The sequence below is a fragment of the Hyalangium sp. genome (genome assembly GCF_045802625.1).
GTDB lineage: Bacteria > Myxococcota > Myxococcia > Myxococcales > Myxococcaceae > Hyalangium.
Genome location: NZ_JBJMQP010000129.1, coordinates 1 through 26845, shown reverse-complemented (window position 1 = coordinate 26845; position 26845 = coordinate 1). Strand labels below are relative to the sequence as shown.

Below are 26845 nucleotides of genomic sequence, written 5' to 3'. Positions count from 1 at the left end.
GCGGTGCTGACGGTTCCCGTTGCCCTTCCATCGGTTTAACGTGCGTTCCCTTCTCATCCGCGCCCCATGAATCCGGCCCGAGCGATGCCCAACCCTCCCGAAGTCCCCTCCCCCCCCGAGCAGCCACCGGCCCCGCCGCCCGCGCGTCCTGGCCTGAGGGCTCGCCTCTGGAAGTGGACGAAGCGGCTGCTCATCCTGGGCGTCGTGGGCCTGGTGCTCGCGGTGGCAACGGGCGTGGGCGCCTACCTCTACTTCAGCCGGGGCCTGCCGTCGCCCGAGGCGCTGCGCAACTACCAGCTGCCCCAGATGACGAAGGTGACGTGCGCGGACGGCACCCTCTGCGCCGAGTTCTACAAGGAGCGCCGCACGGTGGTGCGCGTCGAGGACCTGCCCAAGCACGTCCGCGACTCGTTCCTGGCCGCCGAGGACGCGGACTTCTACAAGCACGAGGGCCTGGACTTCTGGGGCATCACCCGCGCGACCATCAAGAACCTCATCCCGGGCAGCCGCAAGTCGGGCGCCTCCACCATCACGCAGCAGGTGGTGAAGAACATGCTGCTCACCCCCGAGCGCAGCCTGGGCCGGAAGATCCGCGAGTGGATCCTCACCCCGCGCGTGGAGCAGACGCTCACCAAGGATCAGATCCTCAACCTCTACATCAACCAGATCTACTACGGGCACAAGCGCTACGGCCTGGAGGAGGCCTCGCTCTACTACTTCGGCAAGCACGCCAAGGATCTGAGCATCGGCGAGGCCGCGGTGCTCGGGGGCACGCCGCAGTCCCCCAACCGCATCAACCCGGAGACGAACATCGTGCGCGCCAAGGCGCGCCAGCGCTACGTGCTGGGCCAGCTCGCCGAGCACCACTTCCTGCCCAAGGAGCTGGTGCAGCCGGAGCTGGAAAAGCCCATCGTCCTGGCGCCTCGGCCTCCGCCTCTGGTGGGCGGGTACTACGCCGAGGAGATTCGCCGCACCCTCATCGAGCGCTATGGAGAGCAGGCGGTGCTCGAGGGGGGGCTGCGCGTGAGCATCGCCATGGTGCCCAGTCTGCAGGCCACGGCGGAGGAGGCGGTGCGCACCGGCCTGGAGGCGGTGGACCGGCGCCAGGGCTACCGCGGCCCGCTGGGCACGATGGAGCCCGACCGCTTCGCGCGTCTCAAGGCGCAGATCGATCACCGCATCGAGGAGGCGGGCCGGCGGCAGAAGGACGCGGAGTACGTGGCGGACCTCGCCCCGCTGGCCAGGCCCGGCGAGGAGCCGAAGGCCACCGACGAGGACGATGGCGCGGAGGAGCAGCGGCCCGAGCTCAACCCCGAGGAAGAGGCGCCTCCCTCCACCGAGGAGGCGCTGGTGGCCTCCATCCCCCTGCGCCCGCTGAAGGAGGGCCTGCGCCTGGCGGGCTACGTCACCGAGGTGGATGACAAGAAGGGCGTGGCCAAGGTGGATCTCGTGAGCCGCACCGCGGAGATCGCCTTCCCCGCCGTGAAGTGGGCTCGCCAGAAGGGCAAGGGCTCACCGTCGAGCATCTCGGACGTCCTCCAGGTGGGAGAGCTGGTGCGCGTGCGCGTCCTCAAGGCGCTGCCGGCCCCCGCCGCCATCGAGGCCACGCTCGATCAGGTCCCCGTGGTGCAGGGCGGCCTGGTGGTGATCAACCCGGCCAACCGGAACGTGGTGGCGCTGGTGGGCGGCTACGACTTCGAGCGCTCGCCCTTCAACCGCGCCACGCAGGCCCACCGGCAGCCGGGCTCGTCCTTCAAGCCCTTCCTCTACGCCGCCGCGCTGGGCAGTGGGCGCTTCACGCCGCTGAGCACGTTGAACGACGCGCCCGAGGCCTTCCGCGACCCGTACACCGGCAAGCAGTGGAAGCCGAAGAACTTCGACGGCAAGTTCGAGGGCCCCATGACGCTGCGTACCGCGCTCACCAAGTCCAAGAACACCGTCTCCGTGCGGCTCATCGAGGCCATCACCCCGCAGGCGGCCATCGAGTACGCGCGCCGAGCCGGCATCCACTCGCCGCTGCCGGAGAACTTCACGCTGGCGCTCGGCACGGGCGAGGTGACGATGCTGGAAGCCGCCAACGCCTACGCCACGCTCCAGTCCAACGGCCGCTACACGGAGCCGCTCCTGCTGCTGCGCGTCGAGACGTCCCTGGGCAAGGTGCTGGAGGAGCACACGCCCGCCTTCGAGGAGACGCTGCCCCCGGCGGTGGCGTACCTCACCACCACGCTCATGCGCAGCGTGGTGGAGGAGGGCACGGCCACGGCGGTGAAGGAGCTGAACCGCCCCGCGGCCGGTAAGACGGGCACCACCAGCGATTCCAAGGACACCTGGTTCTCGGGCTACACCATGGACTGGGTGGCCAGCGCCTGGGTGGGCTTCGATGACGCCACGCCCCTGGGCAGCGCCGAGACGGGTGGCAGGGCAGCGCTGCCCATCTGGCTGGACTTCATGCGCGTGGCGCACCAGGGCCTGCCCGTGCGCGACTTCGAGGTGCCGCCCGGCATCGTCCAGGTGCGCGTGGATCCGGCCACGGGCCTGCTCGCGGGCAACTCCATGCCGGGCCGGCTCGAGTCCTTCCTCGAGGGCACCCAGCCCACCGCCGTGGCGCCTCCGGTGGGCCAGGTGGACACGAGCAACTTCTTCCTCGAGGACGGCAAGCGGAGATGACCTTGCGCCGAGCCCTCGCCACGCTGCTGCTGTCGACGCTCGCCCTCGCCGCCGAGCCGCCGCCCGTGAAGGCTCCCGCCGCGGCCGCGCTGTCCTCCAATCCGTCCGGTCCGCCCTCCGTCGAGCGGCTGGTGCAGCTCGTGGCCGAGGACGTGGTCGCGCTCAAGCCGGAGCCGCCGGTCGCGCTGCATATGAGCGGCGCTTCTCTCGAGCTGCAGCGGGCGGTTGGAACGCTGCTGGCCTCCCGGCTCGCCACCGCGGAGCTGGGCCCCGCTGTGCTGGAGGCGCCCTCCCCCGAGGCTGCCGAGAACCTCGCCCGGGAGAAGGGGCTCCGTTCGCTGGTGCGCCTCACCGTCTCTGTGCAGGGCGGAGAGCTGAGCGCCCGCGGAGACTTGCTGGGGACCTGGGTGAACTTCTGGTCCGGGCGCACTCCCAGCCGCCCCGAGACTCCCGCCGCCGCCATCGTCCGCGCGGTGGAGGCGGATGCGGGAGCCCTGGCCCTCGCCGCCATCACGCCCCTGACGTCCTCCTCGCCTTCGATGTCCATGTCGATGGGGCCTCGCCCGGTGCGCCTCATGGGGGCGGTGCTGATCCGGCTCGAACAGGCTCCGGCCGGCCTCGCCGCGGGCGACCTGGATGGGGATGGCAAGGATGAGGTGATCGTCCTCACCGAGCGCGCCGTCTCCGTCTTCGCCGCGGATGGGCGCCTGCTCGCGCGCCGGGAGATGGAGAGCCTCCCGTTGAGCGGCGCGCCCCCTCGCGAGCCCTTCGGCATGGTGGCCGTCCTCCCCCAGCCGCAGCCCGCGCGGATCGCGGCCTGGTCCGCTCGCTACGCGCACGGCGAGGTGCTCACGTTCGACAAGGCCAAGGGCACGCTGCGCCCCATGGGCGCGCTGGATGCGGCCCCGCTAGGCGTCAACGAGCGAGGCACCTTCACCCCAGGCCAGACGACCTTCCTGCCCGAGGTGCGGCTCGGCGAGGGAAGGCTCCTCACGGTCCCCGCGCCCTTCACCACCGCGAGCATCGTTCCCCCGCGCATGCTCTTCGTCCACCTGGACGGCTCGGCCTCGCTCTACCCGCGCCCCACCACTCCGCCCGTCCACATCACGGGGCTCGGGGCTGGCAGCGCGCTCGGAGACCTGGATGGAGACGGGACGCCGGAGCTGATCACCACCTCGCCTCAGCTCTTCCCCTTGCCGGACACGGTGCGCGTCTACCCGCTCGCCGGGGACGATCCCACCAGCCATGGCGCCCTCTGGCAGAGCGCCCTGCCTCCGGGCCGCGCCCTCCAGGTCGTCACGGCCGAGCTCGACGGAGACCGGCAGCGCGAGGTGCTGGTGGGCCTGTGGCACCCGGACGGCACCGGTGAAGTCTTCCTCATGCGCCAGGGTGGGCCATGACGCTCCGCCACGCTCTTGTCAGCCTCCTCCTCCTCGGTGCCACGTCCGGGCTCGCGGCCGGCCGCATCCCCTATGGCGGCCAGCTGCGCGTGGCCCACACGGGCTCCACCGAGCCGCTCGGAGATCCCACCGTCTCGGACTCGCCGGTGGATGCCACGCTGTTCAGCCTCCTGTCCCGCCCTGTCTGCCGGCTCGACACGAACGGCGCGCCTCACCTGGGCATCGCCCGCGAGATGTCCCGGTCCATGCCCCAGACGGTGCACCTCACCCTGCCCTCGCTCGCGCTGGCCAACACGCTGGCCCACGCGTGGGCGCAGATCACGGGCCCCGAGGCGCCCACGCCCTACCGAGCCCTCCTCTTTCCCGTCAAAGATGCCCGGCAGCTCGTCGCCAGTGGCGGCACGCTGGAGCTGTCCCTGTCATTCCCCTGGCCGGACCTGGAGCGCTCGCTGTGCCACCCCGCGCTCGCGCTGCCACTGACCACCGTGGCGCCCTCGCTGGGCCCGTTCGCCGCCACCGCCACCAAGGGGCTGCTGGAGTATCGGCTCGGCTACCCCGAGGGCCGGCCCTATCTGGATCAGATCCTGCTCAGGCCGACGGATGATCGAGGGCTCGTGCGGATGTGGAGCTCGAAAGAGAGAGAGGTGCAGCTCGAGCTGGGCGCGCTCCCCGAGCCAGGTGCCCTCACGGGTCCAGCGCTCTATGCCACGTACCTCACCTTCTCGCCCCGCCGGGTGCCCGCGGACTTCCGCCAGGCCTTCGAGAGCGCCATCGACCGGGAGGATCTCACCCGCCTCTTCGTCCACGCGCCGGCGGTGCCCATGCCGTACCTGCTGCCGCCCGCGCTACTGCCCCAGCCGCCCAAGCCTCGTCCGAGTGCTCCCGCCGCGGCGGGCGCCAAGATGGTGACGCTGGTCTACGACGCCACCAACGAGGACCAGCGCGCGGTGGCCGAGCGCATCCAAGTGAAGCTCCACGACCGCGGCTACAAGGTCGCCCTGGAGCCGCTGTCCCGCACGCTGCTTCGCATCCGCTGGGCCAAGGGCGACTTCGATCTGATGCTCCAATCCTTGATGCTGCCTCCTATTCCTGGCCCAGCGCTCGCCGTGGTGCTGGATGCGTCCGGGCGGAAGGATCTGCTCGGCGTGGAGCTGCCCCTCATCGGCTCGATCGCCGATCCGATGGCGCGGGATGCCCGGGCCCGCGACCGAGCGGTGGCGCTGGGCCCCACGGTGCCGATCCTGCCCTTGTACGCCCAGGGGATCGGCGTGCGCGCGGCCTCGGAGCTCGGCGGGCTCGTGATGGACGCGCAGGGGCTGCCGGTGCTCGACGGGGTGTACCTGGTGCCAGCCGAGCCTCCACCCGCGGCCACTCAACGGTGAGGAACCTCCCATGCGATTGAGGACTCGGCTCGCGCTCGCCTTCGCCCTGCTCGCGCTGGTGCCGCTGGCGGTGGTGGTCCCTCTCTCCCTCAACCGCCTGCGCACCACGCTCTCGCGGGAGCTCGACACCCGGATGGAGGGCGCCACCACCTCCGCCCAGGAGGCGCTGGAGCGCTCCGCCGAGCGAGCCCGGCGCGCCATCGAGGAGCTGGTGGAGAGCACGGCGATGGAGGATCTGGCCCGCGACGCTCGCGAGTCGCCCACCCGCGCCATCCAGGCCGACACCGCCGAGGGGCTGATGAAGAGCCGAGGCCTCACGGTGCTCAGCCTCTTCGATCGCCAGGGCCTGACGCTGTCCTCCGGGCACCTGCCCGCGCGCCGGGGAGATCCGGATCCGGAGCTGTTCGCCGTCACCCAGCAGAAGACGCCCAAGCCTGTCCCGGTGCGCGTGAGCGTGCGCAGCGACGAGGGGCTGAAGGACGTGCCCGCGCTCGTCACCGCGCGCCCGAAGGACTACGGGGATCTGCGCCTGTGGGTCGTGGGCGGGGTGCTGCTGGATGAGGGGCTCGCCCAGCACCTGGCGCGCATCACCCAGGCCGAGGTCTCCCTGCGCTCGGGGGGCGCGGAGGTGGCCCATGCCGGCAGCGCCGCGCCGCCCACGGTGGAGCGAGTGCTCACGCTGGGGGACGCGGCCGAGGTGCGGCTCATCTTCAGCCGCGCGGCGGTGCTGGAGGCGGAGCGAGGCGTCACCGGCGCCTTCCTCCTGCTGGCCGCCTCGGGGCTGGGCTTCGCGGTGCTGCTGGGGCTGTTGATGTCCCTGCGCATCACCCGCCCCGTCGAGGCGCTCACCGAGGGCGCTCGCCGCGTGGCCGAGGGCGCGCGGGACGTGCAGGTGACGGTCCAGGCCAGCGGCGAGGTGGAGCAGTTGGTGCGCGCCTTCAACCACATGACGTCCGAGCTGCGCTCCACCACCGAGCGGCTGGTGGCCAGCGAGCGCATCGCCGCGTGGCAGGAGGTGGCCCGGCGGCTGGCGCACGAGATCAAGAACCCCCTCACTCCCATCCAGATGTCGCTGGAGACGCTGCTGGCCGCGCAGAGCGCCCAGGACTCGCGCTTCCCCGCCCTGTTCCGAGAGAGCGCCGCCGTGGTGCTGGAGGAGGTGGATCGGCTGCGGCGCATCGTCGACGAGTTCAGCCGGTTCGCGCGGCTGCCGAAGCCGCAGTTGGAGCCGGTGGACCTGGGCGAGCTCGCCCAGAGCGTGCTGTCGCTCTACGCCACGCCGCCGGAGGGCATCACCCTGCTGCCCACGCTCCAGACGGGCGTGGTGGCGAAGGCCGACCGTGATCAGCTCACCCAGGTGCTGGTGAACCTGGTGAAGAACGCGGAGGAGGCCATGAAGGACAAGGGCGGCTCCGTGCGCGTGCGAGTGAAGGGCACGGAGACGGACGCGATCGTCGAGGTGGAGGACACCGGCCCGGGCATCCCTCCCGAGCACCGCGCCCGCATCTTCGAGCCCTACTTCACCACCAAGGAGGGCGGCACCGGGCTGGGGCTGGCCATCGCCGCGCGCATCCTCCAGGAGCACGGCGGCAAGCTGGAGGTGAGCGGGGAGCCGGGCCAGGGCGCGCGCTTCAGCGTGGTGCTGCCGCGCGCCCTCTGACCCGGTCCTCGAGGCTCAGTCCTTGACGGGCGTGGCCTTGAGGGCGGCCTTGCCCTCCTTCACGTAGACCTGGAACTTCACCGTCCGGCACGCGTACTTCTGGACGAGCTGCTCCTTGTTCTTGCGCAGCTTCTGCACGAACTTGTCGTACGTGAGGCCGTCGGATGGCTCGCTGCACCGCTCGCGCGTGAGGACGAACTCCCGGAAGACCTCCTGGAAGTGGAACTCCTCCTCGGAGAAGGCATCGCCCGAGTTGCCCAGGAACTGCTGGTAGGCCGCGCCCGGGAGCGGGATGGCCTGCGGAGCCGGCTCGTTCCAAGGCACAGGCGCCACGGCCGGGGCCGGCGGAGGCGCGGCCAACTGCGCGGGCAGGGGCATCTCCTGGGTCGGAGGACGCGCGGCGGCCTGGAGCAGCTCGCGCGGAATGGCGGCCACGCGCGTCGTCTCCGGGTTGTCGTCGCTGTCCATCGCGGCCGCGGCGGCGTACGGATCCGCCGCCTGCTGGAGCGAGTACGCCGCCGTGGGCAGCTCCTCGAAGTGGAACGCCCCCGCCCGAGGCGCGGCCGTGGAGACCCCATTCTGGCCGGGCGGCGGTGCCGGCTGCGGCTCGGCATCGAACGGCATCGGAGCGGAGCCGCCATAGGGCAGCGTGCTGAAGGGATCCTGCGGCTCCGGCGAGCCAAAGGGCTGCGCATCGAACGGCTGCTGCTGCTCAGGAGGCGGCGCGAACGCGAAGGGAGCCGGCTCAGGCTCAGGAGCCGCCATGGGAGCGGGCGCCTTAGGGTGCGAGGGAGGCGAAGCAAACGGGAAATCGTTCGCGGGCGCGTCCATGGGCTCGGCGGAGTTCAGCTCGAGCCCAGGGTGCATGGCGGGAGGAGGCTCGGCGGCGGGCGGCGGCGCGGCGAAGGCCTGAGCCTCCGGAGCGGGAGCCGGGGCCGCGGGCATGTTCGCCAGCGCACTGCTGAGCCCAAGCGTATCTCCTCCCGTCTCAGAAGCCGCCTCGTCCCCGCGCTTGCCGGAGCCCATGAGCACCGTCCACACCAGGCTCAGCGCGAGCAGCCCCGCGAGCCCGAGGAGCGCGCTGCGCTGATACGCCGCGAGCGTGCCGATCAGCGGCGTGCTGGCCAGGGCCACCACCTCGTAGGGAGTACCCTCCACGGCGCGGCGGCTGCCCACCGCGAGCGGCGCCTGGCCGCCCATGTAGTCCTTGCCACTGGTGAGCACCGGCAGCTTCACGGGGCCCAGCATGGCGCTCTGGCCGCTGCGAACGACGACGCCCGGCTGGCCCGCCTTGAGCGAGCCCTTGGCCTTCTCGAGCTGATCCTTCTCGGCGCCAGCGCTGGCCACCAGCGCGTCCTCCTTCACGAGCCCGAGCGCCGTGGTCCCCGAGGCCTTGACCGCATCCTCCAGGGCATTGGCCGGCAGCAGCGGCACGCCCACCACCAGCGTCGCGGCGAGCTGGGTGTCCAGCTTCTCCGCGCCCGGCACGCGGATGAACTTCCACACCAGCGGCACCGAGGCGAAGGCGTGCGGAGCGCCGAAGGCCTCCACCACCGCCGGGGCCTCCGCCTGCGTCAGCGCCTTCACATCCAGCTTGGAGGCCTCCGAGGAGGGCTCCTCTCCGGCGCGCACGTACCAGGCGCCGCCCGGCGTCACCACGCCAATCACCACGCCCGGCAGATCCTTGGGCAGCGCGGCCTCGGCGGCGGCGCGCACGGGAGCGAAGTACTCGGCGGTTGGCGCGCCCGGGCCGATCATGTCCTGCGCGGCAGTGGCCAGCTCGGCGCTCGTGGCCAGCTTCAGCGCCAGCGCTCGGACGAGGCCACGGCGCGCCTCGAGCGTGCGAACCACCTCGGCGGTGCCGGAGGCAGCCTGGGACTGCGCCTCCTCGATCGCGTGATCTCCCAGCGGCTTCGACAGCAGGGAGAGGTGAGCCAGCCCCAGCCCGAGGGCCAGGAGTGCGAAAATGAGGAACTTGACGCGAACCATCGCCGTCCTTTAGCCCCGGTGGGTGAGGGTTCCGCTTATAGCGTCCACCGCTCTGGGCCAGCAAGAATCGGCGTGGGCTCTACCTTCAGGCTCGGGTGCCCAGCAAGAACCTGGGAACCCGAGCCCCTGCCCTCCCGCTCGCTCAATAGGTGGACGCGTCGGACGCCACGTCCTGGGGCAGCCCCTGGTTCGACACATCGCGCCGTCGCTCCAGCGTCCGCTTCAGCGCGTTCTCCATCCGGTCTCGCGACGCATCAATGGCCTGGTGCAGCGTCTCGGACGTCTCGGTGACATGGATGGCCGACAGGCCCGGCAGCCGCACCGTCACGCGGCACTCCTTGTCCACCCCACCCTTGGGGCCGTTGATGTCCACCAGCGAGATGTCGATCTCTGAAGCCTCCTGGTCGTCACACAGCCGCTCGATGTGATCCACCAGGTGCTCCGTCACATATGCCTTCAGCCCGTCCGTGAGGGACAGGTGCACGCCTCGCATCAACACCTTCATGCCATCACCTCCGGCCTTGAAGATGGACAGTGTTGCGCTGGCTGGTGAGGGGGACATTCCCTGCTCCCTTGCTTCCCGTGCGGCCAGGGAGTGGAGCCCTCCCGCACCTCAGGACGTTTCGCGCGATCACGTGGGTTGCTCAGGCGCATGGGCACTGGCACGGACCGCATCAAGGTGTTGCTCGTGGAGGACGACGGCGACAGCCGGGAGCTGCTGGCGGAGATCCTGGAGGTCGACTTCGAGGTCCGCACGGCAGACGACGGGCTGGCCGGGCTGGCCGCCTTCGAGGCCGATCACCCGGACGTCATCGTCACGGATGAGTCCCTGCCGGGCCTGTGTGGCACGGCGCTGGCCCAGCGGGTGAAGGAGCAGTGCCCGGAGGCTCGCATCATCCTCGTGTCCGGCTACGCACAGGTGGCAGGCTCCGAGCACTGCGACGTGGTGCTGCGCAAGCCCATCGACGTGGACCGACTGTCCGCTGCAGTGGAAAGTCTGGGGGAGTCCGCTCGCCACTGATCCCCCCGTGCTAATTTCGAGGGCCGGACCCACTATGTGGGGCACGGAGGGAGCATGAAATACTGCGCAGAGTGCGGCTCGGAGTATCAGGACCACGTGACGGAGTGCGCCGACTGTCCCGGGAGTCAGCTCGTGGACGCCGAGACGATGCGAGCGCGGGGGCTGATACCGAACTCGGAGCAGGACACCCGTGAGTTCCTCCGGGTGGGCACCGCCGAGGACCCGCTCACCGCCGAGGACTACGTCCGGCTGTTGGAAGCTGAACACATCCCCGTCTTCTCGCGGCCGCGCCGGGGCGGCACCGTGGACGTGCTGACCACGGGCAACCCGCACCCCTGGTGGGAGATCCTCGTGCCCGAGGAGCACGTGGCCAAGGCCACGGAGCTGCTGGCCCAGGAGAAGGCGCGGCTGGACGCCACCTCGGACGAGGCCGCCAAGGCCGCCGAGGAAGAGGAGCTCGAGACCGAGGCCACGAGCGCCGCGAACCCGGCTCCCTGAGCTCCCGGCCTCACTGGGAGCGGACGACGGCTCCCCCGCCTGCCTCGGCGGGGCGGTGGGCCTCGAAGAGGCTCACCCCCGTCACCTTCCACTTGGTGTAGCGCGAGTTGCGCGCGAGGAACGTCTCCAGGTCCTCGTCCACGACGCGGTAGAAGCCATTGCGCGCCGCGTGGCGCAGCCACGTGCGCTTGCCCTTCTGCACCACGAAGCCCAGGTGGGTGATGCGGGTGGCCTTGAGCGGAAGATCCTCGCGGACGATCACCATGATGGTGCCCGAGGGCACCTGCCGCGCGTGCGCCAGCAGCCGCTCCAGGGGGATGATGTTGAGCGGGAACGTCCCCACCGGCTGCCGCTCCTTGGGCAGCTTCAGCTCCAGCGAGGACTTGGAGGTCCACGTGCGCGGGGTGAGGACCTTCTGGACCTGGACGGTGTCCTCGCCGCCGTAGCGCCGCGTCACATCCACCAGGAAGCCCTTGCGGAGGTTGTTGGGCAGCCACTGGGCCTCCATCAGGTGGTTGCGATCCTCGTACACGGGGGTGCTGGCGTAGCGGATGTGCTCGAGCAGCGAGGGCACCTCGGAGTCCTGGCGCGCCAGGCTGAGCGCCATCGTCTCCTCCACGAAGGTGAGGCAGTCCACGGCGTCCGTGCGGAACGTCGGATCCGGATCCACCCCGCTGCCCTCTCCCAGCGGAGAGGCCACGTAGGGCGTGCCGAGGAAACGCTCGCTCACGTGCAGCAGCCGCTGATCGATGGGGGCCCCAGGCTCGGCGGCCTTCAGGAGGATGGCGCGCTGCTCGGGAGTCAGGGCCGCCCAGCCCCCGGGCACGGGAGCGGTGGGAGCCTGCGCCAGCAGCACCGCCGAGGTGAGCGCGACGGCGAGCCCGATCATTTCTCCAGGCCCGCCTTGCGCAGGATGGCCTTGCGCTCGTCATCGGCCAGCTGCAGCGTCTCCAGCTCCTTCTCGTAGGCGAGCTTCTCGTCGCCCTTGGCCTGGAAGGAGGCCACCACCAGCCACTCCAGCATCTTCTTGTCCCCGCCCTGGTACATGAGGCGCGCGGCGCTCGCGGCGAGCGTCCGGTCCGGATCCTTGAGCAGCGGGGAGAGCACGGGCGTGGCCTTCTTCGCGGGCACTCCCTCATACAGCTCCAGCCCCTGGCGGCGCGTGAAGCGATCCTGCGAGCCCAGCAGCTTGTTGGCGAAGGCGAAGCCGTCCGGCGAGCCCAGCAGGCACAGCCCCTTGGCCGCGGCGAAGCGGGTGATCTCCGAGTCGCTGGTGAGGTACGCCTTGAGCGCGGGGGCCTGCTTGGCGTCCCCGGCCTGCCCGGCCGCCACGAGCATCTCGGCGCGCACCTCCAGCTCGGGCTCCTTCTTGGCCGCGGCGAGCAGCAGCTTGCTCATGGCGGCGTTGCGCGAGGCCCCCAGCGCCCGGGCCGCCTCCTTGCGCACCCCGATGCTCTTGTCCTCCAGCAGCGGCACCAGCACGTTCACGCTGTGGCTGTGCAGCTTGCCCAGCCCCTGCGCCGCGTACATGCGCACCGTGCTGTCCCCGTCCGAGGCCAGCTTCACCAGGGCGGGCTCCGCGCTGCGCGCCTCCAGCCCGGCCAGCACGGCGGCGAGGTTGCGGCGGGAGCGCTCCTCCAGCACCTTGTGCAGGTGCTCCTGGAGCTTCTCGGCGGCGTAGTCTCGCTCGCCCAGGTAGCGCAGGCGCGAGAGGGTGCTGGGCACCGAGCCGCCTCGGACGAGCTGGTCGATCTGATCATCTATCTCGGCCCGGCTGCCGAGCCGCTTCTGGGCGGAGCGAGGCCCCGCAAGCGCCACGGCGGCGAGCAGGAAAAGAGCAAGGCCTAAGGAACGGGAGGGCAGGCGCACGGTGTCGGACGATGACAAGGGCCGCGCCAGCCTGTCAAAACCTTGGCCAGGGCAGCTCGCCTGCCGGTGGGATATGCCCGATTCTTGACCCCCCTGGACTCGATTGATACGACCTGAACATTCGTCTTCCAGCCCCTCACCCCAAGGCCTCTCCATGAAGCAGTTGACGGTACTGGTGGCATTGGCGGGCGCCCTCGCCGGGTGCGGCCCGGTGCGCTCCACCTCCAACATCCTCGACGCCGAGGTGCAGATCCAGGCCGCGCGCACCGCGGGCGCCGACAAGCTGGCCCCCTACGAGTGGACCGCCGCCAACCTCTACATCCACAAGGCGCGCGAGGAGGTCAGCTACTCGGACTACCAGGCTGGCGTCGACTTCGCGGTGAAGGCCTCCAAGTACGCCAACGAGGCCCGTGAGAAGGCCATGGCCGCCGCCAACGCCGGCACGGACGTCACCTCCGGCGACAACCGCCCCACCCCCTGAAGCGTGAGCACCCTCCGATGAAGCGACTCCTCGTCTCAGCGCTGCTCCTTGCCTGCTCCGCCTGCGTCAGCGGCTCGAAGATCCGCGCTGACTCGGAGGTCATCCAAGCGGACGTGGAGCGCGCCCGCCGTACCGGTGCCCTCCGCTGCGCCCCCGTCGAGCTGGCCACGGCCGAAGCCAACCTGGACTTCGCCAAGGGCGAGCTGAGCCAGGGCAGCAGCTTCCGCGCCTCCGAGCACATCCGCACCGCGGAAGTGGCCATCAAGCAGGCGCTGGAGCTCTCCAAGAACTGCGGCCCCAAGCAGGTGGTGGTCCGCGAGAAGCCCGATCAGGTCCAGACGCCGGTCAAGCCGCCCGACCAGACCCAGACGCAGACGCCGGTCAAGCCGCCCGACCAGCAGCAGCAGCAGGTGGTGGTGCGGATCGAGGAGACGGACCGCGACGGGGATGGGATCCTCGACAAGGACGATCCGTGCCCGGATCAGCCCGAGGACAAGGACGGCTTCGAGGACCAGGACGGCTGCCCCGAGCCGGACAACGACAAGGACGGGGTGCTGGACGCGGACGACAAGTGCCCGCTCATCCCCGGCCTGAAGGACAACAACGGCTGCCCGGAGGAGGCGCCGAAGGATCGCGACAACGACGGCATCGTCGACAAGCTGGACAAGTGCCCGGACCAGGCCGAGGACCACGACGGCTTCCAGGACGAGGACGGCTGCCCCGAGCTGGACAACGACAACGACGGCATCGTCGACACGGCGGACAAGTGCCCGAACGAGGCGGGGCCGATCCAGAACCTCGGCTGCCCCGTCACGGACAAGGACGGCGACGGCGTGCCCGACAAGCTGGACAAGTGCCCGGACGAGCCCGAGGACAAGGACGGCTTCCAGGACGACGACGGCTGCCCGGATCTCGACAACGACAGTGACGGCATCCCGGACGGTCAGGACAAGTGCCCGAACGACAAGGGCCCGAGCGAGAACGGCGGCTGCCCGGATACCGACAAGGACAAGGACGGCATCCCGGACCGGCTGGACAAGTGCCCGGCCGACGCCGGCCCCAACGAGAACGGCGGCTGCCCCGACACCGACAAGGACAAGGACGGCATCCCGGATCGGCTCGACGCCTGCCCCGAGGAGCCCGGTGTCCAGGAGGAGAAGGGCTGCGCCAAGAAGTACAAGCTGGTCGTCGTCAAGAAGGACAAGATCGAGATCAAGAAGCAGATCAAGTTCGGCACGTCCTCGGCGAAGATCATCGGCAAGGAGAGCTTCGCGATCCTGGGCGACGTGGCGCAGGTGCTGAAGGACACGCCGTCCATCAGGCACATCCGCATCGAGGGCCACACGGACTCGGTGGGCAACGACACGGCCAACCTGAAGCTGTCGCAGAAGCGCGCGGACTCGGTGATGGCGCAGCTCATCAAGCTGGGCATCGATCCGGGCCGGATGGAGGCGGTGGGCTTCGGCGAGACGAAGCCTATCTCCTCCAACGCGACCAAGGCGGGCCGTGCGGAGAACCGCCGGACCGAGTTCAACATCATCGACGAGAACAACCCGCCGCCTCCCGCTCCGTAAGCGGGGGTTGGCGCCCGGAAGCAGGGGTGAGGGCCTCGCGCCCCACCCCGCTCCTGCCTCGGCTCAGCCTTCCTTGAACAGCTCGGCCAGCACTTCCGTGGCGTAGGCGCCGCGGGGCAGCTCGAAGGCGAGCAGCAGGTCCTCGCCCTCGGGGGTGAACTCGGGGTTGCCGATCCGGACGCGGTAGGGCCTCCGGGTGCCCTCCGTCTCTCCGCCGCCGCGCACGAAGTCCGAGAGCGTCATGCCCTCCTCGGCCAGCAGCGCCGCCTCGGCCTCCGCCACGCCGTGGGCCGCGGGCGTCATCTTCGGGCCGAACATGGGGCCGGCGGGGCTCACCTCGAAGGCCGCCACGCGCGGGCCGTCCACCTCGGGCGCCTCACAGACGAAGAGGCCGCCGGTGTCCTCCTTGCGCAGCACATCCCCCAGGAGCGCCTGATCAAAGGTGCCCGCGAGCAGCCGCGCGGCCAGCGCCCGGTTGAAGAGGCGGGACTGGAAGGCCGACAGGTACATCTTCCGCTCGAAGCGATCCGGCCGCTTGGGCAGCCGTTGGCCCAGCAGGAGCAGCTTGCCCTTGTCCGCGTTGTCGCGCTCGCGCCCGAAGCGCTGCTCGCCGAAGTAGTTGGGCACCCCCCTCGCCACCAGCCGGGAGAAGGACTCCCGCGCCGCGCCCAGGTCCTTCACGCCTCGCAGGCGCAGCCGGAAGCGGTTGCCCTTGAGGTGCCCGGTCCGCAGCTTGTTGCCGTGCTTGCGGGCCCACACCACGCGCACGCCCTCCAGCTCGAAGCCCGCGAGCTTCGGCTCCGTCCGCGCCGGCACCGAGATCAACTGCCGGGTGACGGCGTGCCGATCCTTCATCCCCGCCACGCCAATCTCCGCCTCGGGCAGCCCCAGCACCTGGGCGAGCGTACGCACCACCTCGCGCGTGTCCCGGCCGCGCTTCTCCACCCAGAGGAAGAGGTGCTCCCCTTCCCCGCTGGGCAGGTACGCGGGCAGCTCCTCCACCTCGAAGTCCTCGGGGACGAGCTTGAACGCGCCACCACAGCCGGGCACGCCCTCCGTGAGCCGAGGCAGGTCCGTCACGGCGTCTCGAGCGTGGAGAGCAGCAACTTCACGCGCCGGGCGAGATCCTCGTCCGCGCGGGACTCCAACAGCTCTCCGGCCTGGAAGAGGAGGAAGAACATCACGTCGCTGAGCGCCTGCTTAAAGGAGGCGATCGGCTCGGAGCCCAGGTGCGTGCGGTGGCGCTCGAAGGCCTCGACGAGCTGCTGCTCGGACAGGGTGCCATCCGCCGCGATCGTCAGCCCCTCCAGCACCGGCGAGGATGTCAGCGCCTGGCCGGAGAGCGCCGCGTTGGCCGCGGCGATGAACTCGGTGTCCATGCCCTGCTTGGCCACCTCGTTCCGGATCTCCCGGAAGATGAGGTTGAAGACGCGCGTCACCTCGCGGTGATCCACCCGGCTCGGGCGCGCCGCGGCGGCCACCCGGGAGGGCACGGGCGTGGAGACCTTCTCCGAGGGCGCGGCCACGGGGGACAGCGGCGTCTCGGAGAGCACCGCGAAGCCGCCCTCGAGCAGCCGGAAGACCACCTTGGTGATGTCGAACTCGGACAGCTTGGCCGCGTGGCCCAGCTCCAGCAGCGTGCGCCTGCCGTCCAGCATGGCCAGCACCCGGTCCTCATCCGCCTCCAGCTTGCCGTCTGAGGCGCGCTTCTTGCCCACGTAGAGCCGCCCGTGGGGGATGCGCTTCCGGAAGTGCGCCATCTCGTCGATCTTCCGGATGCTGTCCATCAACAGGCTCTGCGTCGTGAGCTGGATGGTGTGCGAGGACTTGTCCTCCACCGGCTGATCAATGAGGAAGAACGAGCCCTCGCGGCACAGGACGATCGCGTGGAAGATCTCGCTTACCTGGTGGGTGACGCACTTGAAGAGATCATGCGCCTGCAGGTAGCCCTTCTCCACCAACGAGCGGCCCACCTTCGAGGGCGACTGCTCGCGCAGCACCTCTTCGATCTTCGGCCGGTCCACGTAGCCCAGGCGGATGAGCACCTCGCCCAGCCTGTCCGCCGGATCGTCCGAGCTGGCCCCACGCACCTCGCCCTCGCGCAGGGTGATGGAGCGCTCGCCGCCGGGCGTGCGCACGCGGATGAGGCCGCTCCAGCGCGACTGGCTGAGGAAGGCGATCAGATCCGAGAGCGCGAAGCCGGCGGCATCCCCGGCGAGCACCACGCGGGGCGCGGGGATGGAGCGGCCCTCGGCGGGCACGCGCGAGAAGACGAGCAGATCCGGCCCCGTAGGCATCAGCGCGTACGAGCCCGAGCGGCCCGCCAGCGCGGGCGGGTTCGTGCGCTCCTCGGGGACGAGTTGGGAAGACCCGTCGATGCGAAAGCGAGGCGGCGTCATCCCTGGGGGGTCAGTCGGAGGCCCAAGCGTTGTGGTTGGAGCGCCACTCGAGCTCGTCCTCGAGGCTCTGGGTGAACTGGTCCACGTCAGGCACCAGCTCGAAGTGGCGGCCGTTGAAGAAGATGTAGGGCGTGCCGGTGAGGCCCACGGCCCGGCCCTGGGCGCGGAAGCCCTCCAGCTCCTGCTTGTACGCGTCCCCCTTGAGCACTTCCTGGAGCTTGGCGCCCGGCAGGCCGATCGAGTTGGCGATGGCCGGCAGCGCCGCGGGAGCCAGGTTGTCCTGGTGGGCGAAGAGCGCCTCGTGCATCTCCCAGAACTTGCCCTGGTCGCGCGCCCACAGCGCCGCCTGCCCCGCGGGAACGGCGTTGGGGTGGCCCGGCAGCGGGAACGGCAGGTAGCACAGGCGCACGTTGGAGGCGTTCTTCTTCTGGAACTCGTCCAGCAGCGGGCGGGCGTGGGCGCAGTGGGGGCACTCGAAGTCGGCGAACTCCGCCACCGTCACCTGGGCGTTCGCGTCGCCCTTGCACATGCGCGGATCCACCTTCAGCTCGGCGCGCGGCTCGCGGAACGAGGCGTAGTACTTGGAGAGCACGACGATCGTCTCACTGGCGGACACGCCGTCCGCCACGAACGTGGCCGCCAGCCGGGCCATCCGCTTGGCGTGCCGGCACGGGGTGTGCTGCCGCAGGCAGGCGCCCACGGTGTGGGGGCAGCCGCAGTAGCAGAACTCGTCGCTGAGGATGGTGCCCAGCTCCCGCTGGGCCGCGGGCGGCAGCGAGGAGAAGTCCATGCCCGGAATGCCCGCGAGCGAGGCGGCGGGGTTGGCCGGATCGCCGGCGGCCGGGGCCGGGGGCGTGGCGGCCGGGGCCTTGGCGGCCTCGGGGGGCGGAGGCGTCACCGCGGCCTTGTCGGCGGGGGACACCTCGGGGTTCTTGGTACAGGCCAGGCCGGTCAGGGACGCGGCGGCGAGCAGAAGGACGGCACGCTTCCAGCAGTAGGAGAACACGCGGCGGGTCTTAGCCACGCGCGCAAGGCTTGTAAAGGAAGGCGGGCTTTGTCAGTGAAGGCCCCATGCCCAAAGTCCTTCTGCTGCATACCGGGGGAACGCTGGGGATGGCTGGAGGGCGGCCGTCCGCGCTGCGCCCCTCGGCCTTCTTCCGGACGTTGAAGGCGCGTGTCCCCGAGCTCTTCGAGCTGGCCGACATCGAGCTGGAGCTGTTCTCCAACCTGGACAGCTCGGAGATGCAGCCCGAGCTGTGGAGCCGCATGGCCACCCACCTGCACCGGCGGCTGCCCGAGTTCGACGGCGCGGTGGTGACGCACGGCACGGACACTCTGGCCTACACCGCCAGCGCGCTGTCCTTCCTGCTCCGGGGGCTGCCCTGCCCGGTGGTGCTCACCGGCTCGCAGCGCCCCCTGGGGGAGATCCGCACGGATGCGCGGCTGAACCTGATTGACTCGGTGCTCTCGGCGCTCAACGGGCCGCGCGAGGTGACGATCTGCTTCGACTCCCACCTCTACCGAGGCAACCGCACCCGCAAGGTGAAGGTGGCCGAGTACGACGCCTTCGAGAGCCCCAACTTCCCGGTGCTCGGCACGCTGGGGGTGGATGCCACCTTCGAGCCGGGCCTGAAGCCCAAGGGGGCCTTCCGCGCCCTGGAGCGGCTGGATCCGCGCGTCTTCCTCCTCAAGGTGTACCCGGGGTTGGACCCGGCGCTGCCCCTGGCGCTGTTGCCCCACCTGAAGGGCCTGGTGCTGGAGGCGTACGGGGCGGGCAACTTCCCCATCGATCCCTCCCTTGGCCGCTCGCTGCGCCCCCTGTTCGCCCAGGCCCGGGAGCGAGGCATCCCCGTGGTGGTGGTGAGCCAGGCCTACCGCAACGGCGTGGACCTCACCCTGTACGAGTCCGGGGCGGTGGCGCTCCAGGAGGGAGCCATCGGCGGAGCGGACATGACGCCCTCGGCGGCGATGGTGAAGTTGATGCAGGCGCTGGCCTACCACACCTCCCCCGAGGCGGTGGCACGCGCCATCCAGGCCCCGGTGGCCGGGGAACTGACGGTCGGGCGCCCGCCCGTGCCGCCCAGCGAGCCCCGGAGGCGGCGGGGCAGGGGCCACGGCCGGTGAAGTCGCCTCCTGTGCCACATCGGAGGTATGTCTGCTTGCCGCCACGAATTACAGGCCCTTAAGATGGGGTCCGAGATGTCCGAGGAGAAGACAAACGTCCATTCCATCGCGGACCTGCTGAGCAACGCTCAGCAGCAGAGCGCCTATCTGATCGTCATCAGCGCCAAGTCCGCCGCGGGGATCGGACGGATGTTCAAGCTGGATCGCTCGGAGACGATCCTCGGGCGCAGCTCCGAGGCGCAGTTCCAGGTCGAGGACGACGGCATCTCCCGCAAGCACGCCAAGGTGGTGTCCCTGGGGGACGGGCGCTTCCAGCTGGTGGACCTGGGCAGCACCAACGGTACGTATCTCAACGGCCTGCGAGTGAACACCGCGCCGCTGTACGACGGCGACAAGATCCAGATCGGCTCGAACACGGTCCTCAAGTTCTCCATCCAGGATCAGCTCGAGGAGCAGTACCAGCGCAGCATCTACGAGTCGGCCACGCGCGACGGGCTCACGCGGCTCTACAACAAGAAGTACTTCATGGAGACGCTGCGCAAGGAGTTCGCCTACTGCCTGCGCCACCGCGTGCCGCTGTCGCTGGTGATGTTCGACGTGGACCACTTCAAGAAGATCAACGACGTCTACGGGCACCCGGCCGGGGACTACGTGCTGACGCGCATCGCCCAGCGGGTGAGCGACACGGTGCGCACCGAGGATCTGCTGGCGCGCTGGGGCGGCGAGGAGTTCGCGCTGATGCTGCGCGAGTCCGCCGAGGAGCAGGCGTCGGCCTGCGCCGAGCGGTGCCGAGTGGCGGTGGACCGCAGCGACTTCATCTTCAGCGGCACCCCCATCAAGGTGTCGATCAGCCTGGGCGTGGCGACGCTGCTGGACTCGGACTTCTCCCAGCCGGAGGATCTGCTGGCCGCGGCGGACAAGTACCTCTACCGCGCCAAGCGCGCGGGCCGGAACCGGGTGGACGGCAAGTCCGTCAGCGGCCCCTGAGCGCCGGCGGCCGCTTCAACGATTGAACCCCAGGTGCTTGAGCGCTTCACGCGCCACGTGCTGCACATGGGAGTCCGGATCCTTCTGGGCCGCCTCGCTCAGCGCGGACAGGGCGAACGGCCCTCCGAGCAGCCCCAGCGTCTGCGCCGCCGCCACCCGGACGGCGGGGGCGGGATCCTTCTGGAGACACTCGGAGAGCGCCCTGACGTGCCGCTCCTTTCCAATGCGCTCGAGCGCGTGCGCCGCGGCCTGACGGACCTCCTCGTGCTCCGAGCCGAGCCGCTCCGCGACGGCATCCGCGAGCACCGTCTGCCGCTTGAGGGCCACGGTGTCGATGGCCGCCACGGCCACCTCCGGGGCGGGATCCTCCAGACCCGCCTGGATGGCCTCGTTGACTGCCTCGCCACCGGCGCCCGCGAGCGCCCGCAGCGCTCCGGCCCTCAGGGGAGGCCGAGCCTCTTTCAAGAAGGGGAGCACCCGCGAGGCGCGGTCGTACCTCCACTCGCCGCACTCGGGCAGCTGGGCGAGCGCCTCTCCCCGGACCGCCACGGGCTGCTTCACATCCTCCGCCAAGGCCAGCAGCGCGGCCTGGCAGTTCTGCTCGTGCGCCAGCGCCTCCAGCCAGGGCCGCTGCGCGGCGAGCTCCGCGCCCGACGTGAATCGCTTGCCGGCTGCCTGGATCAGCGTGAGCCCCTCGGCCTTGGCCAGCCCCCGCGCGGCGGACTGGCGCACCCGGGAGTCCGAATCCTGGAGAGCGCGCTCCAGCTCGCGCTGGGCCAGGGGGCCGTAGAGCCGCAGCTTGAACACCGCGGGCCTGCGCTTCTCCGGGTCTCCCGAGGTGAGCTCCGGCTGCAGGGCCTGCAGCTCCTGGGAGTAGACCGCGAAGAGCCGGTTGATGCGCTCCTGGTTGTCGGGCTGGGCCACCTCGACGAGCATCCGCCCCACGGAGAGCTCCTTGCTCTCGGCATAGTCCCGCAGGACCGCCGCCGCGGCGGCATCCGAGGACTCGGGGCGCCCCTGCATGGCGTCGATCACCACCCGCGCGGGAGGCTCCTTGAGGAAGGTGGCGAGATGGGAGAGCGCCCGCTGACGGATCCCGGCGTCCTCGGAGTACAGCTCCACCTCCAGCGCCTCGCGGATGGCGCCCTTGCGGGCCTGCACACGCGCGGCGGCCGCGGGCCCCTTCTCCCCCGCGCCCACGAGGAAGGCCGTGGGGTGGGCCCCCGCTTCGGCGGCAGCCCGGGCGGCGGTGATGCAGGCGGGCAGGTCCGCCGACGGCTGAAGCCCCGTCACCCACTCCGCCAGGGCGCGGTGCTCGGTCACCCCACGCACCTTCGCCTCGGCTCGCACGGCCGCCCAGCGCACCCGCCAGTCCTCGTCCGTGAGCGCCGAGCGCAGATCATTCAGAGGCACCGGCTTCACCAGGGCCAGCCCCAGCACCCAGTCCTGGGGGCCTTGGCCGGTGATGCACAACTGACAGACCTTCGCCCTCAGGGAGGACTCCTGGACGTGCCGCTGGCAGGCCCTCCAACAGTCGGTGGTCCCCGTGCCACCACGGGGATCGGCCGAGAGCACCAGGAGCAAGATCAGAGCGGGCGTCACGAGCGCCCTACTCTAGTCCAAGAGCGGGCGCCTTTTTGGCGGGCGTTCTTGCGTTTTCAGGGCCACTGCGCCATACCCGCTGCCCTTTTCACGACTTTTGACGCACAGCGGAAGGAGGTGACTGCATTGCCCGGTATTCGAGTCAAGGAGGGTGAGTCCATCGAGAGCGCCCTCAAGCGGTTCAAGAAGGCCACCGAGAAGGCGGGAATCCTCTCCGAGATCCGCAAGCGCGAGCACTACGAGAAGCCTTCCGTGAAGCGCAAGAAGAAGGCCCTCGCCGCCAAGAAGCGCGCGGTGAAGAAGGCGCGCAAGTCGTTCTAGCCGCCCGAAGTGAGCCGGGGCGCTGCACTGAGTCAGATGCCCTGGCTCGCGACCGTCGTCGACCCCTTCCCCCCTTTGAATGGAGTGATTGCCATGGCCACCCTCAAAGAGCGCATCGACGCGGACCTCAAGGACGCGATGCGCGCCAAGAACGAGCTGACCCTCAGCGTCCTGCGCATGCTCAAGAGCGCGGTGAAGTACAAGGAAGTCGAGCCGGGCGCCTCGGCCCTGGATGACGCCGGGATCGAAAAGGTCATCGCCACCCTGATCAAGCAGCGCCGCGACTCCGTGGAGCAGTTCAAGTCCGGCGGCCGGGATGACATGGCCCAGAAGGAGGAGGCGGAGATCGCCATCCTCCAGAACTACCTGCCCAAGCAACTGTCCGCCGACGATCTGCGCGCCGAGGTGCAGGCCGCCATCGCCGCGGTGGGCGCCAAGGGCCCCAAGGACATGGGCGCGGTGATGAAGGCCGTCCAGCCGAAGGTGCAGGGCCGCGCCGAGGGCCGCGCCATCTCCGAAGAAGTCAAAGCGCAGCTGGCCAAGCTGTCCTGATCATTCGGGATCCGCCGCTCCCGCCCCGCTCGCCGGGCCGGGAGCTTGCCCTCGCGCCGTTCCGCAGTTAATGGCTACTCCCAGCCCGCTGTGTCGCGTCCGCTCTCTTCAGCGGCGCTGATCCGGTGGGAGGAGCCGTACCCGTGCCTACCCCGCTGGAGCAGAGCTGCCGTATGCCACGCCAGCGCGGCCCCCTCCCCCCTCTTCCCTCCAGGAGCCCAGGGACTAGATTCCCAGGCAGCATGGCGCCGAAGAGCCGACCCGGGACGTCGGAGCCGTGGGGCAAGCTCTCCGGCACTTCCCCAGCCGAGGGTCAGGCCACGTGATCCCTGAGCACAAGATCGAAGAAATCCTCGAGCGGGTGGACCTGGTCGGTCTGATCTCGCGCCACGTGGAGCTGAAGAAGGCCGGGCGCGAGTACAAGGGCCGCTGCCCCTTCCACCAGGAGAAGACCCCTTCCTTCTACGTCGTCCCGGAGAAGCGCTTCTACTTCTGCCACGGCTGCCGGGCGAGCGGGGATGCGGTCTCCTTCGTCCAGCGCTACCTGGGAAAGACGTTCGTGGACGCGGTGAAGGATCTGGCCCGCGAGGTGGGGGTGGACATCGAGGCCGCCCAGGATCCCACCGCCAAGGAGCGCCAGCAGCTCAAGGAAGTCACGGATCTGGCCGCCGAGCACTTCCGCGCCCTGCTCTGGCAGGACGAGGGGCGAGCTGCCCGCACGTACCTGGCCAACCGCGGCGTCTCCGAGGAGACCGCCCAGGCCTTCGGGCTCGGCTGGGCCCCCAACGCCTGGAGCCAGCTGGCCGACAAGCTCACCCGCTCGGGGATGATCGAGTGGGCGGTGAACGCCGGCCTCGTCCAGCGCCGCAACAACTCGGACGGGTACTACGACTTCTTCCGCAGCCGGCTGATGATCCCCATCCGCGCCCCCGAGGGCCGCCCCATCGCCTTCGGCGGCCGTTTGATGGGGGCCGAGGAGGGCCCCAAGTACCTCAACTCCAAGGAGTCCCGGCTCTACAACAAGAGCGAGACGCTCTACGGCATGGATCAGGCCCGCGACGAGATCCGCAAGCGCAAGGCCGCCATCCTCGTGGAGGGGTACTTCGACTGCATCGGCCTGCACCAGGTGGGGGTGCGCCACGCCGTGGCCCTCTGCTCCACCGCCATCACCCCGGGCCACCTCCAGCTGCTGCGCCGCGCCGAGGCCCAGCAGCTCGTCCTCCTGCTGGATGGAGACCAGGCTGGCATTAACGCCGTCGAGCGGCTCGCCGGTCCCCTGCTCGCCGCCGGAGCAGCCGCTCGTGTGGCCCTGTTGCCACAAGGGGATGATCCGGACACCTTCGCGCGTCGAGAAGGAGCAGACGGGGTCGAGCGGCTGCTCCAGAATGCCCAGCCGCTCACCTCCCATATCTTCGCCAGCGTCCTCCCGAACGGCGCCCAGGCGAGCTTCGAGGAAAAGATGGCGGCGCTCGAGCGGCTGAAGCCGATGGCAGCCCAGCTCCCTCTGGGGCTGGTGCGCTCGGCCTTCCTCAACGCCGTGGGCGGCCACTTCGGCCTGCCCGTGGGAGATCTCGAGGCGGCCCTGCGCCCCTCCAAGCCCGCTCCCAAACCCGCCCCTGCTCCCGCTGCCTCCAACGGCCAGCGCCCCGCCCCTGGAGCCGGGGCCGCGCCCAAGCCCGCGCCGGTGCGCCCTCCGGACGCCATGGAGGCCTTCTACGTCGCCGCCACCCTGCGCGAGCCCCGCCTCGTGGCCAGGGACCCATACCGGGCGTGTGACGAACTATCACACACAGGGCTGCGCGTGGTGCTGGCCCAGGCCACCTCTGGCAGCGGCACCGAGGACGCGCTCTTCGAGGCCGCCGAGCCGGTGAAGCGCGCCATCGACGTGGCCCTGCGCCAGCTCCCCGAGGGCGGCGCCGCCCTGGAGCAGGCCTTCCTCACCATCTGCCGCAAGCTGACACTGCGGCGCGTCGAGGAGCAGCTCCGCTATATAGAGAAGGCCATGAAGCAGACTCCTGGTGCCTCTGAGCTCACGGAGGAGACGAAACGGCTGCTCGTGGAGCGCAGCGCGTTGTTCGCCCTGCAGACTCGGATCAAGGAAGAACTCCGCCCCTCGGTGCCGGGAACAAAGGCCCCTCTGCAACCGGTTTGAGTTCGCGTTTGTAACTATTCAGTAATTTGCTGTAGATCGGCCGGCTCGCTCCAGGCCAAGCACCTGTTTTCTAAGGAGAAGTACCCGAATGCCGACGCAGAAGCCCTCGAAGGGATCCGTGAAGCCCAAGAAGAAGGTGGATCCGACGATCCGCAAGAAGAAGGGGGCGGAGAGCGCCGCGGCAGCGGCGAAGGGGGCAGCCAAGGCCGCCGCCGCCATTGCCGAGGAGCGAGCCGAGGCCGTCGCCACCGCCACGGAGAAGCTGAAGAAGCGCAAGAACGGCGGCACCGAGGCCTCCGCGGATGACATTGATCCGGAAGAGGCCGCCGAGGAGGCCGCCGCCGCCGTCCAGGTGGATCCCGACGCCGTCGAGGATGAAGTCGAGGAGGAGGCCATCGCCGAGCGCAAGGAGGTCAAGGACCTGCTGGCCGCCGGCCGCGAGAAGGGCTTCCTCACCTATGACGAGGTGAATGACGCGCTGCCCGCGGACATCGTGTCGTCGGATCAGATCGACGACGTGATGAGCATGTTCGGCGACAACGACATCGAGATCGTCGACGCGCAGAAGGCCGCGCAGTCCAACGAGATCAAGCCCACCGTCGCCGTCGAGGAGGAGAACAAGCAGGAGGCCGACGAGGAGGAGCAGGACGAGGACGACGAGCCGGGTGGCAAGTCGAACGATCCGGTCCGCCTCTACCTGCGCAAGATGGGCAGCGTGAGCCTGCTCACCCGCGAGGGCGAGGTGGAGATCGCCAAGCGCATTGAAGAGGGCGAGAAGGAAGTGCTGCGCGCGATGCTGGCCTGCCGCGTCGCCGTGGCGGACATCCTCGACATCGGCAACAAGCTGAAGACGGGCAAGCTGCGCGTGCGCGACGTCATCAAGGACGCCCCCGAGGAGGCCCAGGCCGAGGGCGCCGAGGACGTTCCCGAGGAGGGCGTCGAAGGTGAGCAGCCCCAGCAGCTGGCCCAGAGCGAGCTCAACAAGATCGAGCAGATCAACAAGCAGATCGAGCGCTTCCGCAAGTTCGCCAAGGACTGCGAGGTGCTGGAGGAGGAGCTCTCCGGCAAGAAGAAGCTCACCGACGTCAAGAAGAAGGAAGTGAAGCAGGAGGTGAAGGATCTCCGGACCAAGATGATGGAGGTCCTGGAGGAGATGCGCCTCAACAAGAAGCAGGTGGACCGCATCGTCCTCAACCTGCGCCAGCTCATCGAGCGCGTGGACAAGGCCGAGGAGGAGCTCCGGGACATCGAGCGCCGCAACGGCGTGAACATGAAGGAGCTGCGCCCTCAGCTGAAGGAGTCGCGCGAGAACCCGAACACCGCCAAGAAGCTCCAGAAGCAGCTCAACTTCACCCCCGAGCAGCTCGAGGCGCTGGACCGCGACGTGCGCACCGCCGTGCGGAAGATCAAGAAGGTGGAGGAGGAGGCCAACCTCCCCGCCGAGTCGCTGCGGCGCAACTATGACGCCATCCGCCTGGGCGAGAAGCGCGCCGAGCGCGCCAAGAGCGAGCTGGTGGAGGCCAACCTGCGCCTGGTGGTGTCCATCGCGAAGAAGTACACCAACCGCGGCCTGCAGTTCCTGGACCTGATCCAGGAGGGCAACATCGGCCTGATGAAGGCGGTGGACAAGTTCGAGTACAAGCGCGGCTACAAGTTCTCCACGTACGCCACGTGGTGGATCCGCCAGGCCATCACCCGCGCCATCGCTGATCAGGCCCGCACCATCCGCATCCCGGTGCACATGATCGAGACGATCAACAAGCTCATCCGCACCAGCCGCTACCTGGTGCAGGAGATCGGCCGCGAGCCGACGCCCGAGGAGATCGCGGAGAAGATGGAGCTGCCGCTCGACAAGGTGCGCAAGGTCCTGAAGATCGCCAAGGAGCCCATCTCCCTGGAGACGCCCATCGGCGAGGAGGAGGACAGCCACCTGGGCGACTTCATCGAGGACAAGAGCCTGGTGTCGCCGGCGGACGCGGTCATCAACATGAACCTGGCCGAGCAGACCCGGAAGGTGCTGGCCACGCTGACGCCGCGCGAGGAGAAGGTGCTGCGCATGCGCTTCGGCATCGGCGAGAAGAGCGACCACACGCTGGAAGAGGTGGGCCAGGACTTCGAGGTGACGCGCGAGCGCATCCGTCAGATCGAGGCCAAGGCGCTGCGCAAG

The 26845-nt window shown here is 69.9% G+C and carries 22 protein-coding genes; 14 read left to right on the top strand and 8 right to left on the bottom strand.

Features of this window, described 5'->3' with window-relative positions:
• Positions 1-66 precede the first annotated feature (66 nt).
• The 4 genes from ACJ8AT_RS24260 to ACJ8AT_RS24245 are packed head-to-tail and all read left to right on the top strand — an operon-like array spanning position 67 to position 7109.
• The gene (locus ACJ8AT_RS24260; RefSeq protein WP_407740213.1) at positions 67-2667 is read left to right on the top strand and encodes a penicillin-binding protein 1A; all 2601 of its coding nucleotides are present in this window, start codon (positions 67-69) and stop codon (positions 2665-2667) included.
• A 2-nt stretch (positions 2668-2669) separates the two neighbouring features.
• Complete coding sequence (locus ACJ8AT_RS24255; RefSeq protein WP_407740212.1) at positions 2670-4067, top strand: FG-GAP repeat domain-containing protein; 1398 nt, start codon at positions 2670-2672, stop codon at positions 4065-4067.
• Positions 4064-5449 carry an ABC transporter substrate-binding protein gene (locus ACJ8AT_RS24250; protein ID WP_407740211.1) on the top strand — a complete coding sequence of 462 codons (1386 nt, stop codon included), beginning with the start codon at positions 4064-4066 and terminating at the stop codon, positions 5447-5449. Before ACJ8AT_RS24255 ends, ACJ8AT_RS24250 begins: the two co-directional genes overlap by 4 nt.
• A gap of 10 nt (positions 5450-5459) precedes the next feature.
• A complete protein-coding gene (locus ACJ8AT_RS24245) occupies positions 5460-7109 on the top strand; it encodes a sensor histidine kinase (protein WP_407740210.1) in 1650 nt (549 codons plus the stop codon).
• A gap of 15 nt (positions 7110-7124) precedes the next feature.
• Here the strand turns inward: ACJ8AT_RS24245 and ACJ8AT_RS24240 are convergent, their stop codons facing one another.
• Together ACJ8AT_RS24240 and ACJ8AT_RS24235 are read right to left on the bottom strand one after the other, a co-directional pair.
• On the bottom strand, positions 7125-9098 hold the full coding sequence (locus ACJ8AT_RS24240) for an MXAN_5187 family protein (RefSeq protein ID WP_407740209.1): 1974 nt from the start codon (positions 9096-9098) through the stop codon (positions 7125-7127).
• Between the two features lie 142 nt (positions 9099-9240).
• On the bottom strand, positions 9241-9603 hold the full coding sequence (locus ACJ8AT_RS24235; protein WP_407740222.1) for an HPF/RaiA family ribosome-associated protein: 363 nt from the start codon (positions 9601-9603) through the stop codon (positions 9241-9243).
• Between the two features lie 147 nt (positions 9604-9750).
• Between ACJ8AT_RS24235 and ACJ8AT_RS24230 the strand changes: the two genes are divergently transcribed.
• Positions 9751-10119: a response regulator gene (locus ACJ8AT_RS24230; protein ID WP_407740208.1), complete on the top strand. Its 369-nt coding sequence runs from the start codon at positions 9751-9753 to the stop codon at positions 10117-10119.
• A gap of 54 nt (positions 10120-10173) precedes the next feature.
• Positions 10174-10617, top strand: a complete 444-nt coding sequence (locus ACJ8AT_RS24225; protein ID WP_407740207.1) for a hypothetical protein — start codon at positions 10174-10176, stop codon at positions 10615-10617.
• Positions 10618-10627: 10 nt separating this feature from the next.
• On the opposite strand, the gene ACJ8AT_RS24220 is transcribed toward ACJ8AT_RS24225, so the two are convergent.
• Both ACJ8AT_RS24220 and ACJ8AT_RS24215 read right to left on the bottom strand, forming a co-directional pair.
• Positions 10628-11506, bottom strand: coding sequence for an N-acetylmuramoyl-L-alanine amidase-like domain-containing protein (locus ACJ8AT_RS24220; RefSeq protein WP_407740206.1), 879 nt, complete (start codon positions 11504-11506; stop codon positions 10628-10630).
• Complete coding sequence (locus tag ACJ8AT_RS24215; protein ID WP_407740205.1) at positions 11503-12435, bottom strand: HEAT repeat domain-containing protein; 933 nt, start codon at positions 12433-12435, stop codon at positions 11503-11505. The genes ACJ8AT_RS24220 and ACJ8AT_RS24215 overlap by 4 nt, the downstream gene beginning before the upstream one ends.
• Before the next feature lie 205 nt (positions 12436-12640).
• Here ACJ8AT_RS24215 and ACJ8AT_RS24210 point away from each other — a divergent pair, with 205 nt between their 5' ends.
• Positions 12641-12967: a DUF4398 domain-containing protein gene (locus ACJ8AT_RS24210; protein WP_407740204.1), complete on the top strand. Its 327-nt coding sequence runs from the start codon at positions 12641-12643 to the stop codon at positions 12965-12967.
• Between the two features lie 17 nt (positions 12968-12984).
• A complete protein-coding gene (locus ACJ8AT_RS24205) occupies positions 12985-14541 on the top strand; it encodes an OmpA family protein (protein ID WP_407740203.1) in 1557 nt (518 codons plus the stop codon).
• A 63-nt stretch (positions 14542-14604) separates the two neighbouring features.
• Here the strand turns inward: ACJ8AT_RS24205 and truD are convergent, their stop codons facing one another.
• From truD to ACJ8AT_RS24190, 3 genes are read right to left on the bottom strand one after another with little or no spacing between them, the layout of a single operon-like run.
• Positions 14605-15621 carry a tRNA pseudouridine(13) synthase TruD gene (truD, locus tag ACJ8AT_RS24200; protein WP_407740202.1) on the bottom strand — a complete coding sequence of 339 codons (1017 nt, stop codon included), beginning with the start codon at positions 15619-15621 and terminating at the stop codon, positions 14605-14607.
• Positions 15618-16940, bottom strand: coding sequence for a DUF4388 domain-containing protein (locus ACJ8AT_RS24195; protein WP_407740201.1), 1323 nt, complete (start codon positions 16938-16940; stop codon positions 15618-15620). The genes truD and ACJ8AT_RS24195 overlap by 4 nt, the downstream gene beginning before the upstream one ends.
• 10 nt (positions 16941-16950) lie before the next feature.
• Positions 16951-17964 carry a DsbA family protein gene (locus ACJ8AT_RS24190; RefSeq protein WP_407740200.1) on the bottom strand — a complete coding sequence of 338 codons (1014 nt, stop codon included), beginning with the start codon at positions 17962-17964 and terminating at the stop codon, positions 16951-16953.
• A 47-nt stretch (positions 17965-18011) separates the two neighbouring features.
• Here ACJ8AT_RS24190 and ACJ8AT_RS24185 point away from each other — a divergent pair, with 47 nt between their 5' ends.
• Positions 18012-19064 (top strand): asparaginase, encoded by a 1053-nt coding sequence (locus ACJ8AT_RS24185; RefSeq protein ID WP_407740199.1) that lies wholly within the window; start codon positions 18012-18014, stop codon positions 19062-19064.
• A 75-nt stretch (positions 19065-19139) separates the two neighbouring features.
• A complete protein-coding gene (locus ACJ8AT_RS24180; RefSeq protein ID WP_407740198.1) occupies positions 19140-20051 on the top strand; it encodes a diguanylate cyclase in 912 nt (303 codons plus the stop codon).
• Positions 20052-20066: 15 nt separating this feature from the next.
• Here the strand turns inward: ACJ8AT_RS24180 and ACJ8AT_RS24175 are convergent, their stop codons facing one another.
• On the bottom strand, positions 20067-21653 hold the full coding sequence (locus tag ACJ8AT_RS24175; protein ID WP_407740197.1) for a HEAT repeat domain-containing protein: 1587 nt from the start codon (positions 21651-21653) through the stop codon (positions 20067-20069).
• A 126-nt stretch (positions 21654-21779) separates the two neighbouring features.
• Here ACJ8AT_RS24175 and rpsU point away from each other — a divergent pair, with 126 nt between their 5' ends.
• From rpsU to rpoD, 4 genes are all read left to right on the top strand, one after another.
• A complete protein-coding gene (gene rpsU, locus ACJ8AT_RS24170; protein WP_002614080.1) occupies positions 21780-21974 on the top strand; it encodes a 30S ribosomal protein S21 in 195 nt (64 codons plus the stop codon).
• A gap of 93 nt (positions 21975-22067) precedes the next feature.
• Positions 22068-22526: a GatB/YqeY domain-containing protein gene (locus ACJ8AT_RS24165; protein ID WP_407740196.1), complete on the top strand. Its 459-nt coding sequence runs from the start codon at positions 22068-22070 to the stop codon at positions 22524-22526.
• Positions 22527-22848: 322 nt separating this feature from the next.
• Positions 22849-24678 (top strand): DNA primase, encoded by a 1830-nt coding sequence (gene dnaG / locus ACJ8AT_RS24160; RefSeq protein ID WP_407740195.1) that lies wholly within the window; start codon positions 22849-22851, stop codon positions 24676-24678.
• Positions 24679-24766: 88 nt separating this feature from the next.
• A partial coding sequence (gene rpoD / locus ACJ8AT_RS24155; protein WP_407740194.1) for an RNA polymerase sigma factor RpoD occupies positions 24767-26845 on the top strand: 2079 nt, incomplete at its 3' end.

Bases quoted from the DNA above. Each gene is read 5' to 3' on its own strand.
- ACJ8AT_RS24260 (WP_407740213.1), top strand. From the start codon at position 67: ATGAATCCGGCCCGAGCGATGCCCAACCCTCCCGAAGTCCCCTCCCCC.
- ACJ8AT_RS24250 (WP_407740211.1), top strand. From the start codon at position 4,064: ATGACGCTCCGCCACGCTCTTGTCAGCCTCCTCCTCCTCGGTGCCACG.
- ACJ8AT_RS24245 (WP_407740210.1), top strand. From the start codon at position 5,460: ATGCGATTGAGGACTCGGCTCGCGCTCGCCTTCGCCCTGCTCGCGCTG.
- ACJ8AT_RS24240 (WP_407740209.1), bottom strand. From the start codon at position 9,098: ATGGTTCGCGTCAAGTTCCTCATTTTCGCACTCCTGGCCCTCGGGCTG.
- ACJ8AT_RS24235 (WP_407740222.1), bottom strand. From the start codon at position 9,603: ATGAAGGTGTTGATGCGAGGCGTGCACCTGTCCCTCACGGACGGGCTG.
- ACJ8AT_RS24230 (WP_407740208.1), top strand. From the start codon at position 9,751: ATGGGCACTGGCACGGACCGCATCAAGGTGTTGCTCGTGGAGGACGAC.
- ACJ8AT_RS24225 (WP_407740207.1), top strand. From the start codon at position 10,174: ATGAAATACTGCGCAGAGTGCGGCTCGGAGTATCAGGACCACGTGACG.
- ACJ8AT_RS24220 (WP_407740206.1), bottom strand. From the start codon at position 11,506: ATGATCGGGCTCGCCGTCGCGCTCACCTCGGCGGTGCTGCTGGCGCAG.
- ACJ8AT_RS24210 (WP_407740204.1), top strand. From the start codon at position 12,641: ATGAAGCAGTTGACGGTACTGGTGGCATTGGCGGGCGCCCTCGCCGGG.
- ACJ8AT_RS24205 (WP_407740203.1), top strand. From the start codon at position 12,985: ATGAAGCGACTCCTCGTCTCAGCGCTGCTCCTTGCCTGCTCCGCCTGC.
- ACJ8AT_RS24195 (WP_407740201.1), bottom strand. From the start codon at position 16,940: ATGACGCCGCCTCGCTTTCGCATCGACGGGTCTTCCCAACTCGTCCCC.
- ACJ8AT_RS24185 (WP_407740199.1), top strand. From the start codon at position 18,012: ATGCCCAAAGTCCTTCTGCTGCATACCGGGGGAACGCTGGGGATGGCT.
- ACJ8AT_RS24180 (WP_407740198.1), top strand. From the start codon at position 19,140: ATGTCCGAGGAGAAGACAAACGTCCATTCCATCGCGGACCTGCTGAGC.
- ACJ8AT_RS24165 (WP_407740196.1), top strand. From the start codon at position 22,068: ATGGCCACCCTCAAAGAGCGCATCGACGCGGACCTCAAGGACGCGATG.